At 58.6% G+C, this 19,361-nt stretch carries 17 protein-coding genes and 1 pseudogene; 4 read left to right on the top strand and 14 right to left on the bottom strand.

From position 1 onward, the window contains the following. Nucleotides 1-42 precede the first annotated feature (42 nt). The 6 genes from atpB to mnmG all read right to left on the bottom strand — a co-directional run bounded on the left by atpB (nt 43) and on the right by mnmG (nt 6,078). A complete protein-coding gene (gene atpB, locus ACQ4WL_RS15065) occupies nt 43-852 on the bottom strand; it encodes a F0F1 ATP synthase subunit A (protein WP_100875074.1) in 810 nt (269 codons plus the stop codon). A gap of 51 nt (nt 853-903) precedes the next feature. Next, entirely contained in the window at nt 904-1,272 is a 369-nt protein-coding gene (locus ACQ4WL_RS15060; protein WP_436510483.1) for an ATP synthase subunit I, read from the bottom strand. Nucleotides 1,273-1,542: 270 nt separating this feature from the next. Next, complete coding sequence (locus ACQ4WL_RS15055; RefSeq protein WP_436510482.1) at nt 1,543-2,427, bottom strand: ParB/RepB/Spo0J family partition protein; 885 nt, start codon at nt 2,425-2,427, stop codon at nt 1,543-1,545. A gap of 142 nt (nt 2,428-2,569) precedes the next feature. Next, nucleotides 2,570-3,340: a ParA family protein gene (locus ACQ4WL_RS15050; RefSeq protein ID WP_426073610.1), complete on the bottom strand. Its 771-nt coding sequence runs from the start codon at nt 3,338-3,340 to the stop codon at nt 2,570-2,572. A 159-nt stretch (nt 3,341-3,499) separates the two neighbouring features. Continuing rightward, nucleotides 3,500-4,144, bottom strand: a complete 645-nt coding sequence (gene rsmG, locus ACQ4WL_RS15045; protein WP_436510481.1) for a 16S rRNA (guanine(527)-N(7))-methyltransferase RsmG — start codon at nt 4,142-4,144, stop codon at nt 3,500-3,502. Next, the gene (gene mnmG, locus ACQ4WL_RS15040; RefSeq protein ID WP_436510480.1) at nt 4,141-6,078 is read right to left on the bottom strand and encodes a tRNA uridine-5-carboxymethylaminomethyl(34) synthesis enzyme MnmG; all 1,938 of its coding nucleotides are present in this window, start codon (nt 6,076-6,078) and stop codon (nt 4,141-4,143) included. The genes rsmG and mnmG overlap by 4 nt, the downstream gene beginning before the upstream one ends. Before the next feature lie 318 nt (nt 6,079-6,396). Between mnmG and sugE the strand changes: the two genes are divergently transcribed. The 3 genes and pseudogenes from sugE (at nt 6,397) to ACQ4WL_RS15025 (ending at nt 8,305) form a co-directional block, all read left to right on the top strand. Further along, the gene (gene sugE, locus ACQ4WL_RS15035; RefSeq protein WP_436510479.1) at nt 6,397-6,717 is read left to right on the top strand and encodes a quaternary ammonium compound efflux SMR transporter SugE; all 321 of its coding nucleotides are present in this window, start codon (nt 6,397-6,399) and stop codon (nt 6,715-6,717) included. A gap of 11 nt (nt 6,718-6,728) precedes the next feature. Next, nucleotides 6,729-7,062 (top strand): annotated as a pseudogene (gene ndhC, locus ACQ4WL_RS15030) (NADH-quinone oxidoreductase subunit A). Nucleotides 7,063-7,147: 85 nt separating this feature from the next. After that, complete coding sequence (locus ACQ4WL_RS15025; protein ID WP_436510478.1) at nt 7,148-8,305, top strand: iron-containing alcohol dehydrogenase; 1,158 nt, start codon at nt 7,148-7,150, stop codon at nt 8,303-8,305. A 3-nt stretch (nt 8,306-8,308) separates the two neighbouring features. Here the strand turns inward: ACQ4WL_RS15025 and ACQ4WL_RS15020 are convergent, their stop codons facing one another. The 8 genes from ACQ4WL_RS15020 to ACQ4WL_RS14985 form a co-directional block, all read right to left on the bottom strand. Continuing rightward, on the bottom strand, nt 8,309-10,372 hold the full coding sequence (locus ACQ4WL_RS15020; protein ID WP_436510692.1) for a 3-hydroxybutyrate oligomer hydrolase family protein: 2,064 nt from the start codon (nt 10,370-10,372) through the stop codon (nt 8,309-8,311). Between the two features lie 82 nt (nt 10,373-10,454). Next, on the bottom strand, nt 10,455-11,435 hold the full coding sequence (locus ACQ4WL_RS15015) for a branched-chain amino acid ABC transporter permease (RefSeq protein ID WP_436510477.1): 981 nt from the start codon (nt 11,433-11,435) through the stop codon (nt 10,455-10,457). Nucleotides 11,436-11,466: 31 nt separating this feature from the next. Further along, entirely contained in the window at nt 11,467-12,351 is an 885-nt protein-coding gene (locus ACQ4WL_RS15010) for a branched-chain amino acid ABC transporter permease (RefSeq protein WP_034752662.1), read from the bottom strand. Between the two features lie 159 nt (nt 12,352-12,510). After that, the gene (locus ACQ4WL_RS15005) at nt 12,511-13,719 is read right to left on the bottom strand and encodes an ABC transporter substrate-binding protein (RefSeq protein ID WP_219887696.1); all 1,209 of its coding nucleotides are present in this window, start codon (nt 13,717-13,719) and stop codon (nt 12,511-12,513) included. A 70-nt stretch (nt 13,720-13,789) separates the two neighbouring features. Continuing rightward, entirely contained in the window at nt 13,790-14,518 is a 729-nt protein-coding gene (locus tag ACQ4WL_RS15000) for an ABC transporter ATP-binding protein (RefSeq protein ID WP_436510476.1), read from the bottom strand. Beyond that, nucleotides 14,518-15,288 carry an ABC transporter ATP-binding protein gene (locus ACQ4WL_RS14995; protein ID WP_436510475.1) on the bottom strand — a complete coding sequence of 257 codons (771 nt, stop codon included), beginning with the start codon at nt 15,286-15,288 and terminating at the stop codon, nt 14,518-14,520. The genes ACQ4WL_RS15000 and ACQ4WL_RS14995 overlap by 1 nt, the downstream gene beginning before the upstream one ends. A gap of 133 nt (nt 15,289-15,421) precedes the next feature. Next, nucleotides 15,422-17,047, bottom strand: coding sequence for a GMC family oxidoreductase (locus ACQ4WL_RS14990; RefSeq protein ID WP_436510474.1), 1,626 nt, complete (start codon nt 17,045-17,047; stop codon nt 15,422-15,424). A gap of 426 nt (nt 17,048-17,473) precedes the next feature. Then, entirely contained in the window at nt 17,474-17,695 is a 222-nt protein-coding gene (locus tag ACQ4WL_RS14985; RefSeq protein WP_436510473.1) for a hypothetical protein, read from the bottom strand. Nucleotides 17,696-18,532: 837 nt separating this feature from the next. Between ACQ4WL_RS14985 and ACQ4WL_RS14980 the strand changes: the two genes are divergently transcribed. Beyond that, complete coding sequence (locus ACQ4WL_RS14980; protein ID WP_436510472.1) at nt 18,533-19,291, top strand: 5'-methylthioadenosine/adenosylhomocysteine nucleosidase; 759 nt, start codon at nt 18,533-18,535, stop codon at nt 19,289-19,291. Nucleotides 19,292-19,361 lie beyond the last annotated feature (70 nt).

Below are 19,361 nucleotides of genomic sequence, written 5' to 3'. Positions count from 1 at the left end.
AAAAACGAAAGATACTAAAAAAACAAAATATAAAGTTGCTGATTAATGTTTCTCAACCGCAAGGCTCAGATACACAACCGTCAACGCCATAAACACAAAAGCTTGCAAAGTTACAATCAAGATATGGAAAATTGCCCATGGACCACCCAACGCCCACTGTGCCCACCAAGGCAACAACGCGATCAAGATGAAAATCAGCTCGCCGGCATACATATTGCCGAACAGTCGCAGCGACAGGGAGATCAGTTTTGCAACCAACTCAACCATTTGCAGCAAGAAATTAACTGGTGCCAACAAGATCGTGCCGATGATGCCACTTGCATGGAAAGGTGCGGTAAACAATTCCTTGATCCAGCCGCCCAGGCCCTTGGCCTTGATGGAAAACGCGATAATGCACAGAACGACCGACAACGACATGCCAAAAGTATGGTTCACGTCGGCGGTCGGCACCACGCGCAGCTTGTGCACGCCAAACCAGCTCAACACTGTCGGCAGCAGGTCCACCGGCAAGAAGTCCATTGCGTTCAACAACCAGACCCACACGAAAATCGTGATGGCCAGCGGCGCGATGATCTTGCTTTTTGCGTGGAAGGCCCCATTAATAGTTTCATTGACCATTTCCATGATCATTTCGACGAAGTTTTGCAGTTTGCCAGGAACACCGGCCGTCGCGCGGCGCGAAGCCATGTAGAAAACGGCAAGGAAAACAAAGCCCATGATGGCAGACACCCAGAAGGTGTCCAGATTGAAGGCGCCATCGGCGCTTTTCAAGTGGGTCAAGTGGTGGCTGATGTATTCTGTGGCGTTGGCCGGGGCAGCATGGCCCGCTTCAATAGCGTGTTCTGTGGTCATAATGAATTTAGATTTGTCGTTTCAGAGCACAACAGGCCCCAAAACCAATGATTAAACAGCGAGCAATGAAAACCAGTATGCTAAGGTTGCCACCGCGAAACCCAAGATCAGCCATAACCAGGCGGCCGACTGAAACAACACCAGTGCCAATATAAACAGCACCGCTGTAATAAATATTTTCACCATTTCCGCACGCACGTGCGCGCGAAAAGCCTTTTTGGCGTCGCTACTACCGCGAACCACCAGCAAGGCATACGCCAGACTGCCGGCGACGGCGATCGCACCGCCGCATGCGGCGGACCAGCCTCTGACACTACCACCGAAAAACAGGGTGAGCGTGGCAAAGCTGATCACGATTGCTAGCTGCAAGGCAACTACTTTGTAGACGGGCTTGGCAATACTTTGTTGTGAATCACTCAATTGCCAGGTTCCCAGAAAAATCTACACACGCAAAGACACGGGATTATAGTTGGCTTTGATCTATAGAGTCAAACGTTGCTGCACCGCAGCAGGGCGATTGCGGCGCGAAACTGACGCTTTACCGACTATTCGCCGCCATTTGCACCACTATATGGCAAAGTCGCTTGTCTGGCCGCTTCCAGCCGTGTTATCAAGGAATCACGTGGTGCATCTGGAAAGCATGGCCGGATTGTCCACACCCACACTCCCCGTGTCTTTGCAGCTTGCTATTTAACCACGCAAGCGGGTCAACAAGCCATCGAGCACGTCAAGATCTGCAAAATCGATCACCAATTGGCCACGGCCTTTGTTGCCCATTTTGAACACCACGGGCGTGGCCAGCGCATCGGACAACTCTTCTTCCAGGCGCGCGATGTCGCCGGACTTTTCCTTCTGCCGCGGCTCGACGGGGTTGGCCGCCTCTTCGACCGTGCGGGTGACCAGCTTTTCCGTTTCGCGCACCGACAGGCGCTTGGCGACCACCTGATTGGCCAGCGTGATCTGGCTGGCCGCATCGACGGCCAGCAAGGCGCGCGCATGGCCCATGTCGATATCGCCGGCCATCAGCATGGTCTGCACGGGGCTGGCGAGGTTCATCAGGCGCAACAGGTTCGACACCGCGCTGCGCGAGCGTCCCAGCGCAGTGGCCGCTTGCTCATGCGTAAAATTGAAGTCGGCGATCAGGCGGTGGATACCCTGCGCCTCTTCCAGGGGATTGAGGTCTTCGCGCTGGATATTCTCGATCAGCGCCATGGCCGCGGCGGCCAGGTCGTCCACATCGCGCACCAGCACCGGCACTTCCGTCAGGCCAGCCAGCTTCGAAGCGCGGAAGCGGCGCTCACCGGCGATGATTTCATATTTGACAAGTCCGCTCAGGGTGTCTTGCCCGATCGGGCGCACCAGGATGGGCTGCATCAGTCCTTGCGCCTTGATCGAGGCGGCCAGTTCATTCAGGGCCCCCTCGTCCATGCGCGTGCGCGGCTGGTATTTGCCGGCTTGCATTTGCGACACGGGCAAGTTCGACGGTTGATGCGTGTCCGGACTGGCGAAGTCGCCGCCGCCGCCCAACAGGGCGTCGAGTCCGCGACCCAGTCCTTTTAATTTTTTCGTAGCCATGCTGTCCTAACTAACTAAGGGGTCAGACCCTTCGGGACTCGGCGTCCCCGTCTGACCCCAGTATTTTTCTTGGGGTTGGCAGTTTTCAACCCAACTGCTAAAGCTGGGGTCAGACCCAAGGGTCTGACCCCGGTGCCGCTGTTTACATATGTTTGATGCGCTCGACCATCTCGGCGCCGAAGGCGATATACGCCTGGGCACCTTTCGAGCTGGGGTCGAAGGTCACGCCGGGCACGCCGTACGATGGCGCTTCGGCCAGGCGCACATTGCGCGGGATGATGGTATTGAAAACCTTGTCGCCGAAGTGCTGCTCCAGTTGGGCCGACACTTGTTGTGATAATGTCATGCGTGGATCGAACATCACGCGCAAGAGACCAATGATCTTCAAATCGGGGTTCAGGTTGGCATGCACCTTCTTGATGGTGTTGACCAGGTCGGACAAGCCTTCCAGCGCGTAGTACTCGCACTGCATCGGGATGATCACGCCATGCGCGGCGCACAGGCCGTTCAGGGTCAGCATCGATAATGCCGGCGGGCAATCAACGAGGATGAAGTCATATTCGCTGTCGACTTCGGCCAGCGCATCCTTCAGGCGGCGTTCGCGGTTGTCCAGGTCGACCATCTCCACTTCGGCGCCGGCCAGTTCGCGGTTCGACGGCAAGACATCGAAACGCCCCGCTTCCGAACGCTGGCGTGCCGTCTTGACATCGGACTCGCCCAGCATGACTTCATAGGTGGACGCCTTCAGGCCGGCCTTGTTGATGCCGGCGCCCATGGTCGCATTGCCTTGCGGGTCGAGGTCGACCAGCAGCACGCGCTGGTTCAACTTGGCCAGACCGGCGGAAAGGTTGACGCTTGTTGTGGTTTTACCAACACCACCCTTTTGATTTGCTACACAAAAAATTTTGGCCATGTATCTTCTAGTTGTAAAGAGATGCAAACTTCATCGTGCGCCCCGGCATGTTGACCGAAACGATTTATACTGTTTATTTCATTTATACGATATAAATCGTTTATACGGTTTATATCATTTATATCGTATAAATTATTTATACTATTTAATTTCCGACTTTTAAATTCTTGCTATAAAGACCAGATGACGCTCTGCATTTAGCCCTGGCACCGCGATTGCGCGTAGCTCTGTAACTTGCCATTCCGCTGGAAGTCGCTCGCGCTCGTCTGGCGGTGCCACCCCTTTCAAGGCGATGAACTGACCGCCTTCTTCCAGCACGTGGCCAGACCAGTTGACGAAGTCGGACAGGTCGGCGAAGGCGCGCGAGGTGATGACGTCGAATTTCTGCTGCACTTCCAGCTGTTCCACCCGCTTCGTGTACACGGTCACGTTGGCTAGGCCCAGTTCCGCCTTCACTTGCGTCAGGAATGCCGTCTTCTTGTGCACCGTGTCGATCATCGATACTTTTACGTCGGGCCGCGCGATGGCCAATACCATGCCCGGCAAGCCGCCACCGGCGCCCACGTCGAGCACGTTTTTGGCGTCCGCGAATGCGGGCACGGCCGCCAGCGAATCGAGTACGTGCAGGGTCAGCATCTGCATCGGATCGCGCACCGACGTCAGGTTGTACACGCTATTCCATTTGGCCAGCAAGGCCAGGTAATCGAGCAGTTTTTCCGTCTGATCCGCGCTCAGGTCCAGCCCCAGCGCGGCGATGCCTTCATTCAAAATGGGGGCCAGTGCGGCCCGGTCAAACTGCTTCATTCAACAACCTCGTCCTTTAAAGTGGTGGTCTGCGCGGCACCGAAGCCGCGCTTTTTCAAATGCACCAGCAGCAGCGAAATCGCCGCCGGCGTCACGCCTGAAATGCGCGAGGCCTGGCCCAGGGTTTCCGGGCGCTGCTTGTCGAGTTTTTGCCGCACTTCGACCGACAGCGCGCCGATATCGAGGTAATTAAAACCTTCCGGCAAGGCCAGGTTTTCATAGTGCTCGTGGCGCTCGATTTCCTTGCTCTGGCGCTCGATGTAGCCCGCATATTTGAGCTGGATTTCCACCTGCTCGCGCACGGCGGGATCCTGCACGCCGGGGCCGGCCAGGGCCTGGCCTTCCATGCCCGTCATGCTCATCAGCGTGTCGTAGGCGACGTTCGGGCGGCACAGCAAATCGGCCAGCGAATACTCGCGCTCGATGGCCTGGCCGACGATGCGTTCCGATTCGGCAGCCGCCAGGATGCGCGGATTGACCCACGTGGAACGCAGGCGCTGCAGTTCCAGCGCCACCGCTTCGCGCTTGGTCTCGAACGCTTGCCATTGGGCGTCGCCGACGCAGCCCAGGGTGCGGCCGATTTCCGTCAGGCGCATGTCGGCATTGTCTTCGCGCAGGCTCAAGCGGTACTCGGCGCGACTGGTGAACATGCGGTACGGTTCCTGCACGCCCTGGGTGATCAGGTCGTCGACCAGCACGCCCAGATACGCCTCGGAGCGGCCCGGTACCCAGGCTTCCTTGTCCTGCGTCAGCAAGGCTGCATTCAGGCCCGCCAGCATGCCTTGCGCGGCCGCTTCTTCGTAGCCGGTGGTGCCGTTGATCTGGCCGGCGAAGAACAGGCCGGCCACGGCCTTCGTTTCCAGCGAGGCTTTCAAGCCGCGCGGGTCAAAGTAATCGTATTCGATGGCGTAGCCGGGGCGCAGGATGTGCGCGTTTTCCATGCCCTTCATCGATTGCACCAGGGCGATCTGCACGTCGAACGGCAGGCTGGTGGAGATGCCGTTCGGATAGAACTCATGCGTCGTCAAGCCTTCCGGCTCGAGGAAGATCTGGTGCGATTCCTTGCCCGCGAAACGGTGGATCTTGTCTTCGATGGACGGGCAATAACGGGGGCCCACGCCCTCGATGACGCCCGTGTACATGGGGCTGCGATCGAGGCCGGCGCGGATGATGTCGTGTGTCTGGCTATTCGTATGCGTGACCCAGCATGGCACCTGGCGCGGGTGCATGGACGTGTTGCCCATGACGGAAAAGACGGGCACCGGATCGAGGTCGCCCGGCTGTTCTTGCATCACGGAAAAGTCGATCGTGCGGCCATCGATGCGCGGCGGCGTGCCCGTTTTCAAGCGGCCCTGCGGCAGTTTCAATTCCTTCAAGCGGGCGGACAGCGAAATGGCGGGCGGATCGCCGGCGCGGCCGGCCGAGTAGTTATTCAAGCCCACGTGGATCTTGCCGTCGAGGAAAGTGCCAGCCGTCAGCACCACCGCGCGCGACAGGAACTTCAAACCGATCTGCGTCACGGCGCCGACGACGCGCTCGCCTTCGACGATCAAATCATCGACCGCTTGCTGGAACAGCCACAAATTCGGCTGGTTTTCCAGGCGCGTACGGATGGCGGCCTTGTATAAAATACGGTCGGCCTGGGCGCGCGTGGCGCGGACTGCCGGGCCTTTCGAGGAGTTCAGGATGCGGAACTGGATGCCGGACTCGTCGGTGGCAATCGCCATCGCGCCGCCCATGGCATCGACCTCCTTGACCAGGTGGCCCTTGCCGATACCACCGATGGAGGGGTTGCACGACATCTGGCCCAGTGTCTCAATATTATGCGTGAGCAATAGCGTCTTCTGCCCCATGCGGGCGGAAGCGAGGGCCGCCTCGGTACCGGCGTGACCACCACCGACAACGATGACGTCGAATTCTGTAGGAAATAACATGATAAATAGGTAACAGTGCAAGTAAAAATGCGGGAAGAGAGCTCCGATTATAGAGTCTTTTTACGAGCGCAACCTTCCACGGGCCAATTTTTGCTTAATTTTTACTCAGCAGTGGCAAGAAATCGGTGATTTCTGTTTCACGTGGAACACTTACCGGGCTGGCGATGGGGCTGCAGCGGCGGGCAATGTTTGCTACAATTGCCGCATCGTCAGCAACACCGTGGTCACGCCAGTGGCCATAGTGACGATCATCCAGGAGGACGGCCTCCCCCATCATGGGTACACACCGGGACGGCCCGCTCTGTATAAGGAGCCGCCATGGCCTGGATACTTTTACTGATTGCCGGCATGTTTGAAGTCGTGTGGGCATACTCGATGAAACTCTCCGAGGGTTTCACCCGACTCACCCCTTCCGTCATGACCATCGTCATGATGATCGCCAGCTTCGGCTTGCTGTCGATAGCCATGCGCACCCTGCCCCTGGGCACTGCCTACACCATCTGGACCGGTATCGGTGCCGTCGGCGCCTTCATCGTCGGCATCGTCTTTCTGGGCGAGCAAGTCAACACCGTGCGCGTGTGCGCCGCCGTCCTCATCGTGTGCGGCATCGTACTGATGAAACTGTCGTCCAGCCACTGAGAGGAATCCCCATGCTCCTCGAACACTATTTCCCCGTCCTCCTGTTCATTCTGATCGGCATCGTACCCATGCTGCTGGGGCGCGTGCTGGGTCCGCATAAATTTGTCCCAGTACGAACGCGGCTTCGAAGCGTTCGGCGACGCGCGCATGAAGTTCGACATCCGCTTCTACCTGGTCGCCATCCTCTTCATTCTGTTCGATATCGAGGTGATCTTCCTGATGCCATGGGCGGCCAACGTCAACGAACTCGGCTTGCCAGGCTTCTGGGCCGTCATGGGTTTCTTGAACCTGCTGACCGTCGGCCTGGCCTATGAATGGAAACGCGGCGCGCTGGAGTGGGAGTAGCCCCCGCTTCTGGTTCCACGTGAAACATGCGCGGGACAGGAAAGCGGGGTAAGCTTGGCTTCTGTCCTCACTGTCAGGAGTCTGCATGTCCGCCTTCCAGTTCCGCACCGTGCCGCATCTGATCGTTGAACCGGGCGCCGCCGCCCAACTGGGCGCGCACATCGCCCATCACTTCCCGACCGTGCGCCGCGCCCTGCTCGTCACCGACGCGGGCTTCCTGCGTACGGGCCTGGCCGATGCTCCCCTGCACAGCTTGCAGGCGGCGGGGATCGAGGTCCACGTCTTTGCCGAGGTACAGGCCGATCCTCCCGAAGCGATCGTGCTGGCCGGCGTGGCCCAGGCGCAAATGTTTCACGTGGAACTGATTATCGGCCTCGGTGGCGGCAGCTCGCTGGACGTGGCCAAGCTGATCGCCGTGCTGGCCCCCGGGCACCAGGAGCTGGCGCAACTATATGGCATCGGCAATGTCTCCGGCCAGCGCCTGCCTCTGGTGCAATTGCCGACCACGGCCGGCACAGGTTCGGAAGTCACACATATCGCCATCGTCACCACGGGTGCCACCAGCAAGATGGGCGTGGTCGCGCCGCAATTGTATGCGGACCTGGCCATCCTCGACGCCGGCCTGACCCTGGGCTTGCCGCCCGCCGTGACAGCCGCCACCGGCATCGACGCCATGGTGCACGCCATCGAAGCGTACACCAGCCGCCTGCTGAAAAATCCATTCTCCGACATGCTGGCCATCCAGGCGCTATCACTGCTGTCCAGCAATTTGCTCACGGCCTGCCGCGATGGCGCCAACTTGCCGGCACGCCAGGCCATGTTACTGGGCGCTATGCTGGCCGGCCAGGCGTTTGCCAATGCGCCCGTCGCAGCCGTACACGCGCTCGCCTATCCCATCGGTGGTCTATTCCACGTGCCACATGGCCTGTCGAATGCGCTGGTGCTTCCGCACGTGCTGCGTTTCAATCTGTCCAGCGCGGCGCCCCTGTATGCGCAGCTGGCCGCCATTCTCCAGCCCGGCATCGTGGGCAGCGAAGAAGCCCGGGCCATGGCCCTGATCGACGCCATGCAGGCGCTGACGCGCGCCACCGGCATCGCGCGCACACTGCGCGAGGTGGGCATCGCGGCGAGCGACCTGGACCAGCTGGCCGACGATGCCATGCTGCAGACGCGATTACTGGGCAACAATCCGCGCGTCGTCACACGCGAGGATGCCCGCGCCATCTATGCGGCCGCGCTATGACACTCAGTTGGGTACATCCACCACCGCCCCCGCCACACTGATCGCATTGCCTGCCGCAGGGGTCGACTCTATCGCCGGCACGTTGACAGTCGTGATCAAGGTCGACGCATCGGCGCGTGTTACCGTGCGCACCACTTGCGATGGCGGCAAGGCCTGTCTGGCCGACAAATGCGCATACATGGCATCGAGTGCCCGGTTCAGGTACACATGTAGCGGCACGATCAGTGTCGGCAAGGCACTGCTGAAGGAATCAAAGTGATTGGCGTTCGTCACCTCGATATAGCGCAAGCGGCTATTCGCCCCTTCCACCGCGGCGTTCAGGCCAAGATAGGCGCGCGAAGCGTGATTGACGGGAATCAGGGTATCGCTGCGGCCATGAACGATGATGGCCGGCTTGCCATTCAATTTGCCGCTGGCCGCCACTTCGGCCATGCCTGCCCGCACGCGCACGCTCTGCGTGGCAAGCGTACCCTGCAAGGCGGCACCGCTGACGGCGTCGCGCCCCGTCGCCAGGCTGCGCAGGCAGAGGAAACCATCGAGCGACTGGTCCGCCAAGCTGTTTGACGGCGACACACCGGCCGTATAGACCTTGGCGCCACCCACGCTGTGCTCGTAGACGACACTGCCGAGTATGCCGTTTTGCGCGGCAAAGCTGGCCGCCTTTTGCGCCGCAGTAAACGCGATCGGATTGCCGCTGCCATCCGTCTGCGCAAACGTGAAACCACATACCTTTTCTGTCACGGGGAACTTGCCGTAGGCATAGGCATACGTGACGGCCACCAGGATATTTGTGCCTGCATGCGCCGCCTGCAGCGGATCGGAATCGACCAGCCAGCCATACGCGCGCAAGCGCTGTTTCGCATCCGCCTGCTGCGCCGCCAGGTCGGCGCCATTCAACAGCCCCTTGGCTACCAGCGCCGTGCAGCGTCCCGCATTGCCCGCGATGGAAGCGATGCACGGCTGATACAGGGCCGCATAGGTGGCATAGTCAAACAGTGCACGGCCCGGATTGGCGACTACCACTCCGCCCTGGCGCACGCTGTAGGTGCTCGATGCTGCCGGCTGGACTTGCGGCTCGCTGGCGGCCACGCCACTGATCAAGCCCTTGCTATCCTGTTCCGCCGCCAGCAAGGCCGAGCCGGCGCCGTTGGAAATGCTCGATGCTATCGTGATGGTGTTCTTCGGCGTCAGGCGCACGACGCGTGAACTACCGTCGCGGGCCAGCACGCCATAGCGTTCGTTCAAGACGTAATAGGCCATCTCGACCGCCTGCAAGGTGGCCTTGCCCCAGTCCTTTTCCGGGTTCTGCTGCGAGTGCGCATGCTTGAAGGCGATGCGGTTCGGGTTGGCAACGGCCCAGGCCACCCTGTCGGCGTCGCTCAAGTCCGGCGCGAAGAGCGCATTCTTGCCGGCGGCCCCCCTGCCTGCCCGCACGCCGTTCTGCAAGTTGACGCTGTCGCCTTCAAATACATACAGGCCCGTGCCGGACCCCTTGTCAGCATACGCCACGGCGCAGCCCTTCTTCAAACCCCACTCCCCCGAGCTGCCGATGGCACCGTAGATGCCGCGCGAGCCGCTGGACGTGCCCGTGACGATGCAGGCATGCTCGGGATCGAAGCTGGCCGGCACTTGCACCATCAAGGTGATATTCTTCTTGCCCGTGCCATCGTCGGCATAGGCGATGTATTCGCTGCCCGCCACCAGGCCCTCGCCCATGCCCACGTTCCCCGACGCATCCACGTTCGGTCCGTACAGGGTGCCGTAGCCGCTGTTGGCGGCAATGTCGAGCACGGCGCGATAATTGGCGTAGATGGCATTGCGGCGCAGTTCGAGCGGCGTCGGCTGTTCCACGTTCGCATACGCGGGTGCGGCGCCCGCCAGACCCGTCTTGCCCAGCCCGGCCGTCAGCAGATCGTTCGTCTTGCCATCGTAGTCGGCCCGCGTGATGGAGCCCAGGTAGCCTGGCATCTGGTTCAGTTCTTCCGGCGCATGGTTGCTGCCGCAGGCTGCCAACGCCAGCAGGGTGCACAGGCTCATGCCAGTAGTGCCCGCGCGCGTGATCGTCATTTGCATGGTGGTACTCTCCGTTGAAGTAACAGTAGACGCACAATGAAAAACGCCGGACGATCCGTCCGGCGTTGCTTGAAAATCAGACAGCGGCTTTGGCAGCCTTGCCGCCGAAGCGCGCGATGGCTTCGCCGACGATGCCGCGCCGGAACAGCAGCACGCAGATGACGAAGATCACGCCGGTGACCATGCCCACCGATTCGCCCAGGGTGCCGAACCACTCGATACCCGTGTGCGTGGCCAGATAGGTACCGACATCGCCCAGCTTGTTTTCCAGCGCAATGATCAGCACGGCACCGAGGATGGGGCCGGACAAGGTGCCCATGCCGCCCACCAAGGTCATCAGCACGACCAGACCCGACATGCCCCAGTACACATCGGTGAGGGTTTCAAAGCCCAGCACCAGAGTCTTGGTGGCACCGGCCAGCGCGGCCAGCGAAGCGGACAGCACGATGGCCATCAGCTTGTACTTGTTGACGTCGTAGCCGAGCGAAATGGCGCGCGGTTCATTTTCCTTGATCGCCTTAAGCACTTGTCCGAACGGCGAGTGGATGGTGCGCACGATCAGGGCAAAGCCGGCGATGAAGATGGCCAGCACGAAGTAATACAGGACGGTATCATTGCCCAGGTCTATCGTGCCCAGCAAGGTTCCACGTGGAACACCCTGCAAGCCATCCTCGCCGCCCGTGAACGGCAGGCGCAAGGCCAGAAAGTACACCATCTGCGCCAGCGCCAGGGTGATCATCGTAAAGTAGATGCCCTGGCGGCGGATCGCCAGGCCGCCGATCAGCAGGCCCAGCAAGGCTCCCGTGGCGACGCCGGCCAGCAAACCGAGTTCGGTTGGCCAGCCCCAGGTGCGCAGCGCGTAGCCGGTGACATAACCGGCGCCGCCGAAGAAGGCCGCGTGGCCAAACGACAGCAAGCCGGTGTAGCCGATCAGCAAGTTGAAGGCGCAGGCAAACAGGGCAAAGCACAGCAACTTCATCAGAAAGACGGGATAGCCGTAAAACGGGGCCGCCAAGGCCAGCAGCAAGGCAATGGCGTAGCCTACATTTTTATTCATCGTGGTAGCTCCAATACATGACTGATGAGGATTACTTTTCTTTGCCGAACAGGCCGGCGGGACGCAACAGCAGCACGATGACCATCACCACGAACACCACGGTGGCCGAGCCTTCCGGGTAGAACACGCGGGTCAGGCCCTCGATCACGCCCAGGCCCAGGCCCGTCAGGATAGAGCCCATGATGGAACCCATGCCACCGATCACCACCACGGCAAACACGACGATGATCAGGTTCGAGCCCATCAGCGGCGAAACCTGAATGATCGGTGCGGCCAGCACGCCGGCGAAACCGGCCAGCGCCACGCCGAAGCCGAATGTCAACGTCACCATCAGCGGCACGTTGATGCCGAACGCTTCCACCAGTTTCGGGTTTTCCGTGCCGGCCCGCAGGTAGGCGCCCAACTTGGTTTTTTCGATGACGAACCAGGTGGCCAGGCACACGGAGAGCGAGGCGATCACCACCCAGGCGCGGTAGTTCGGCAAGATCATGAAGCCGAGGTCGGTCGCGCCGGCCAGCGCTTCAGGCACTGCATACGGCTGGCCCGAGACGCCATAGAACGAGCGAAACACGCCTTCCATGATCAGGGTGATGCCAAAGGTCAGCAGCAAGCCATACAGGTGGTCGAGTTTATACAGCCAGCGCAGCATGGTCTTTTCGATCAGAATGCCGACCAGGCCGACGAGGATCGGGGCGATGACCAGCATGGCCCAGTAATTGATGTCGAAATAGCTGAGGCCCATCCAGGCCAGGAAGGCGCCCATCATGTACATGGCGCCGTGCGAGAAATTAATAACGTTGAGCAAGCCGAAGATGACGGCCAGACCGAGGGACAACATGGCATAGAACGAGCCGTTGACGAGACCCAGCAGCAGCTGGCTCATCATCGCTTGTATTGGAACGCCGAAAATTTCCATGGCATCACAGTATAAAAAGCACCGTCGGACGACGATGTGGTATCAAGGGAAACACGCCACCGCAGACTGGCGCGGCGGCGCAAGGCGAACCCTGCGGGCGAAGCGTGCAGGACGGAGCACCCGCGCAGCGGCGGGCACTCCATGGATGTTGCTACAGCCTTACTTCCACAGCGAACACTTCGATTCAGCCTTGGTCACATACGCTTGCGCACCGGGCACGGTGGCGACCACCTTGTAGTAATCCCATGGGTATTTCGACTCGGACGGCTTCTTGACTTCCATCAGGTACATATCGTGCACCATGCGGCCATCGGGACGCACTTCGCCATTCTGCGTGAACATGTCGTTGATCTTGGTCTTCTTCAGATACGCCATGACTTTCTCGGTGTCATCCGTCCCCAGCGCCTTGACGGCTTTCAGGTAGGTCGCCGCGGCCGAATAGTCGGCCGCCTGCAGCATCGACGGCTCTTTCTTCATCTTGGCGAAATAGCGTTTCGACCAGGCGCGCGTGTCCGCATTCAAGTCCCAGTACCAGCCATCGGTCAGGTACATGCCTTGCGTCAGGTTCAAGCCCAGCGAATGGATGTCATTGATGAAGATCAGCAAGCCGGCCAGTTTCATCGATTTCGTCAAGCCGAACTCGTTGGCCGCCTTGATGCTGTTGATGGCGTCGCCGCCGGCATTCGCCAGACCCAGGATTTGCGGCTTGGCTGCCTGCGCCTGCAGCAGGAAGGAAGAGAAATCCGACGCGCCCAGCGGATGCTTGACGCTGCCCAGCACCTTGCCGCCGGCCGCCTTGACGACCTCGGCCGTGTCTTTTTCCAGCGAATGGCCAAACGCGTAGTCGGCCGTCATGAAATACCAGCTCTTGCCGCCCTGCTTGACGATGGTGCCACCCGTGCCGCGCGCCAGCGCCACGGTGTCGTAGGCGTAATGCACGGTGTAGGGCGTGCATTCTTCATTTGTCAGGCGCGAGGAACCGGCGCCGATGGCAATGAAGATTTTTTTCTTTTCCGCCGCGACCTTGGCCATGGCCAGGCTGGCGCCGGAATTGGTGCCGCCGATCAGCATGTCGACGCCTTGCTGGTCGAACCATTCGCGCGCCTTCGAAGCGGCGATGTCGGCCTTGTTTTGATGGTCGGCGGAAATGAATTCCACCTTCTTGCCTGCAAGAACAACGCCGGCATCGGCGATCGCCATCTTGATGGCTTCCGCGCCACCGAGGCCGTCGACGTCGGAATACACGCCCGACATGTCAGAAATAAACCCGATCTTGATGGTGTCGCCCGATACCTGGGCGTGCGCGGCAGCGGAAAAGCCCAATGCGCAAAGAGTGGCGGTGGCAATGGCGATAGCGTTACGTTTCATAGTGTCTCCGTTGGGATTATTGTTTGCTATTTAAACGATTGCTCGACGACGATACGGAACTACATGGGCATTACACGCCAAGCAGCTCGGTCAATACCGGCATCTTGGCTTCCAGTTCGGATGCAGCAAAGGTCTCGACGATCTGACCGTGCTCCATCACATAAAACCGGTCTGCCAGTGGTGCGGCAAACCGGAAATTCTGTTCCACCATGACGATGGTGTAACCCTTCGCTTTCAGGGTGGTGATCATGCGCGCCAGGCCTTGCACGATGACGGGCGCCAGGCCTTCGGATATTTCATCGAGCAGCAGCATGCGCGCGCCCGTTCGCAAGATGCGTGCCACGGCCAGCATCTGCTGTTCCCCGCCCGACAATCGCGTGCCCTGGCTGTGGCGGCGCTCCTGCAAATTCGGGAACATGGCGTAGATTTCTTCTACCGACATGCCTTTCTCGCCGCTGGCCAGGGTCGGCGGCAGCATCAGGTTTTCCTCGGTCGACAGCGATGAAAAAATGCCGCGCTCTTCGGGACAATAGCCGATGCCCAGGTGGGCGATTTTGTGCGTGGCCAAACCTATCGCTTCGACGCCATTGACTTTGATGGAGCCCGTGCGCGCCCCCGTCAAACCCATGATGGCGCGCAAGGTGGTGGTACGGCCGGCGCCGTTGCGGCCCAGCAAAGTCACCACTTCGCCCTGCTCCACTTTCAGATTCACGTCGTGCAGGATGTGCGATTCGCCATACCAGGTGTGCAGCTGTGCAATTTCCAGCGCGGGTGCGCCGCCATTCGCTTGTGTCGCCATCAATGCGCCCCTTCCAGTTCGGCGTGGGTGGTGCCCATGTACGCTTCCATCACTTGCGGATTGCGCGACACTTCCGCGTAACTGCCTTCGGCCAGCGTGGCTCCGCGCTGCAGGACGGAAATCTTGTCGCAGATGCCAGAGACCACGCTCATATTGTGTTCCACCATCAAAATCGTGCGGCCAGCCGAGACTTTCTTGATCAGTTCGGTGACGCGGTGCACGTCTTCGTGGCCCATGCCCTGGGTCGGTTCGTCGAGCAGCATCATTTCCGGCTCCATCGCCAGGGTGGTGGCAATTTCCAGCGCCCGCTTGCGCCCATACGGCATGTCGACCGTGATGGTGTCGGCAAATTCTGTCAGGTCGACCTCGGCCAGCAAGGCCATTGCGCGGTCGTTGAGCTGGTTCAAGGAACGTTCGCTTTTCCAGAAGTGGAACGAAGTGCCCAGTTGGCGCTGCAAGCCGATGCGCACATTTTGCAGCACAGACAAATGCGGAAAGACGGCAGAAATCTGGAATGAGCGGATCACACCCATGCGGGCGATCTGGGCCGGTTTGGCAGCCGTGATATCTTTCCCATTGAACAGGATCTGTCCGGAAGTGGGGACCAGAAATTTGGTGAGCAAGTTAAAACACGTGGTCTTGCCGGCGCCGTTCGGACCGATCAAGGCGTGGATATGGCCCCGCTCTACCTTCAGGTTCACCTCGCTCACAGCGGTGAAACCCTTGAATTCCTTGGTCAAATTTCTTGTTTCCAAGATTATGTTTGACATCGTGTCTCCTAGTTGTACTTTTTGTACTACTTAGTCATTTTTATAATACACAACTTAAATTTAACGCACAATACAGTATAACTACGGGGATTTTGCGCCAGCCCGAATGGCGCAAACCCGTGCTTTTACGCGGTCATTTCCAGGTCGCGTGTATCATTTGCGCCGCTTTTTCCGCGATCATCACCGTCGGCGAGTTCGTATTACCAGAAGTAATGTAGGGCATGATGGAGGCATCGACGACGCGCAGTCCAGCCACGCCAATCACGCGCAACTGGCTGTCGACCACGCTAGAGGCATCGCTGGCCAGGCCCATGCGGCAGGTGCCCACCGGATGAAAGATGGTGGTGCCGATCTGGCTGGCCGCCTGCGCCAGTTCTTCCTCGCTCTGGAATTGCACGCCAGGCTTGTATTCTTCCGGAGCGAATTTTTTCAGGGCTGGCGCGGCGGCGATGGCCCGCGTCAGGCGCAAGGCGTCGGCTGCGACGCTGCGATCCTGCTGCGTACTGAGATAGTTAGGAACGATGTTCGGCGCCGCATAGCTGTCGGCCGATGCGATCTGCACATGGCCGCGCGAGGTGGGGCGCAGATTGCACACGCTGGCCGTAAACGCGGGAAATGCATGCAGCGGCTCGCCGAATTTATCCAAGGAGAGCGGTTGCACGTGGTATTGCAGGTTCGGCGTGACTTGCTGCGGATCGGACTTGGCAAACGCGCCCAGCTGCGACGGCGCCATCGACATGGGCCCGCTCTGGAACAACGCATATTGCAAGCCGATCTGCATTTTTCCAACGATATTGCTGGCCATCACATTCAGGGTTTTCACGCCCTGCACCTTGTAAACCATGCGCAGCTGCAAATGATCTTGCAAATTGCCGCCCACGCCGGCAACATCGAGCACGGGCACGATGCCATGCTGCTGCAGCAAGGCGGCCGGGCCGATGCCGGACAATTGCAGCAATTGCGGCGAACCAATGGCGCCCGCCGTCAGCAAGGTTTCCCGTTTGGCCGTCGCCTGCCATTGCGTGCCGCCGCCCGAAAATACGATGCCCGTGCAGCGCGGCCCCGACTCCGAAGTTTCCAGCAGCAGACGTTCCACGTGGCAGCCCGTCATGATGGTCAGATTCGGGCGGCGCGCAGCCGGTTTCAAAAATGCTTTCGAGGTATTCCAGCGGATGCCGCGGCGCTGGTTGACGTCGAAATACGCGCTGCCGCTATTGTCGCCGCCATTGAAATCGCTGGTTTTTGGAATGCCAACCTGCTGCGCCGCGTCGCGGAACGCATTCAAAATATCCCACGACAGCCGCTGTTTTTCCACGCGCCATTCGCCGCCCACGCCATGGTTTTCCGACGCACCGCCGTAGTAATCCTCGCTTTGTTTAAACAGCGGCAATACTTTGTCCCAACGCCAGGAGGCGTCGTCCGTGAGGTCCGCCCAGTGGTCATAATCGCCAGCCTGGCCGCGCATATAGATCATGCCGTTGATGGAAGAGCTACCGCCCAGCACTTTTCCGCGCGGATAGATCAGGCTGCGCCCGCCCAGGCCCGCGTCCGCCTGCGTGGAATACAGCCAATCCGTGCGGGCATTGCCGATGCAATGCAGATAGCCGACGGGGATGTGGATCCACACATAATCGTCCTTGCCGCCCGCTTCCACGAGTAAAACGTTGGCATTCTTGTCGCGTGTAAGGCGGTTGGCCAGCACGCAACCTGCCGTGCCGCCGCCCACGATGATGTAGTCGTATTCGCCTGCCGATTCCAATGAAGCTCCTTTCGGTATGCCATCAAGCTGTCGCGCGGCGTGTCTCCCCACCGCGTTCCGCTACCAGAGTCTGTCTTTCTTCATGCATGCATGGCTGCTGAGCCGTATTGAGATTACCACCAGTGCCGGGCCAGGGCGACATTAATCGTGGCAAGCGGTATGGGCTAGCGTCACGGCAAGGTAAAACACAGCGCAAAACAGGGGTTGCAGGCTGTGGATAACCGTATGGATATCCACAGGGACGATATGTGCGTAAACGAAAATTTTTTCCAGCGACGTTTTTTTGTCCAGAAACCATCCCAGGCAGATACAAGCCTTACTCAGCGCTTGTCCGCACGCCAAGCGATTGTTTACAAGGATAAATCGGGACTTATCCACAGAAGATGCCACCGTTAACTACTATTACTATTCTTGTTTACGATCTTATTAAGGTAAACCCGACAACGTGCGCTTTGCATGCCCTTCGCCGTCAACAACGCCGGCAAGCCTTTCATCAAAAAAATGGCAAGCCACTTTTGCTGACAAAAAAAATCGCGCCAACAACTGAGCGACGAAAACCGGCGCGGCCGGCATCACGCAGACAAGCAATACCAAACCGTTTTGCAAAATGGAAACGTCAACAGGCCTGACCAGGCACTGGGCCAGCAAGCAGTTCGATGGCAAAAAGAGGGGAAATTTGAAACGATTGTGGATAAGTCACTTGATATCCACAGGATGACTTGTGCGTAAACACGAACTTTTGCGCAGACCCGCATTTTATACAATTTTGCTCCTCGCGTGATACAGCGATTATGCACGCTTTATTTTGCGTGTAAACGCTTGATCCTGTTGAAAAAAAGCGACTTATCCACAGAAAAAACCACGTTTACTATTACTACTATTTTTATATATAACTTTATTGTAAACCGATAAAAAAAGCGGAAGTCCGGGGATATTCCCAAAAAGCAGGCAAAAAGCATCAAAAAAAAGAAGCCAACGGCGACAGCAAGATCCACTGCCAAACCGTCTTGCAGAAATCCACTGGACGCTCACGTCAGCGAAAGAACCGCGCTCGTCATCCCTCAACGTTGATTGCCGGACAAGGATCAATGCACACGCGCCACGTCAAACATGCCACTACAGCAAGAAAACCCGTGATTTTTGCTTGTTGCTGTGGATAAGTGCCTGCATATCCACAGGATGACATGTGGGAAAAGTCGATCTTTGTCCACAGCTCAATTTTTATCCCAAACAAGTCCTCACTGGATACAATGCTTGTGCGCCTACTTTTTTGCGCGTTAAGTCGATGATTTTTCGACGGTATACCGACTTATCCACAAAAAAATGGCCGTTTACTATCACTACTATTTTTATGTATACATCTTTATTTAAAACACAGAGACAAACGCAAACGGTGGAAAAGCCGCCGAAACGGCTGTTTTCACCTTGTAAACCGTCTGGCAATCAAAAAAAACCTGTAAAAACAGCATGAATTCACACAAGAAAATGCGTTTAGGCATCATCAGTGCCTTGCACGAAGAACAGCAGGGGCTGGTAGAAGCCATGCAAGGCCCCCAGAGGCGTTCGTACGGCATGCGCGACTACACCCTGGGGACCCTGTGGAATATCGACGCTGTGTGCGTCCTGTCGCGTCTGGGCAAGGTTGCCGCTGCCATGACAGCTTCTATCCTTGTGGAAAAGTATGGAGTTACCCACATCGTCTTCACCGGCGTGGCCGGCAGTGGGGATAAACACGTCAAAGTTGGCGACATCGTGGTGGCTGAAGCATTGCTGCAGCACGATATGGACGCTCGCCCCCTGTTTCCCCGCTTCGAAGTTCCGCTGACGGGACTGCAGCGCTTTGCTACGGACCTGGAACTGAGCACGCAACTGGCAGCTGCCGCGGAAGATTTTTTGCGTGACGATGTTTCCAGCGTGCTCAAGGCGGCCGATATCGTGGCATTTGGCTTGCAGCACGCGCAAGTCCACCGCGGCCTGATCGCCAGCGGCGACCAGTTCATCAGCAGCGCCGCGCATATGAACCAGCTGAAAGCGGATATTCCCGATCTGCTGGCCGTTGAAATGGAAGGCGCCGCCGTGGCGCAAGTATGTTTTGAACTGGGCGTGCCATTTACGGTCATGCGCACCATTTCCGACAACGCCAACGAAGAGGCCGCCGTCGACTTCATGCGCTTCGTGCAGACCGTCGCCTCGCCGTACGCGTTGACGGTCATTCAGCAGCTATGCCAGCGCCTGGCTGGCTGATTTTCATTCAAGCGTGTATAAAAAAAGGGCAGAACCACTGGTTCTGCCCTTTTTGTATTCAAAAGCTGCC

The organism is Janthinobacterium kochi (assembly GCF_051380715.1).
Taxonomy (GTDB): Bacteria; Pseudomonadota; Gammaproteobacteria; order Burkholderiales; family Burkholderiaceae_D; genus Janthinobacterium.
This window is presented reverse-complemented; position numbering and strand designations above follow the sequence as displayed.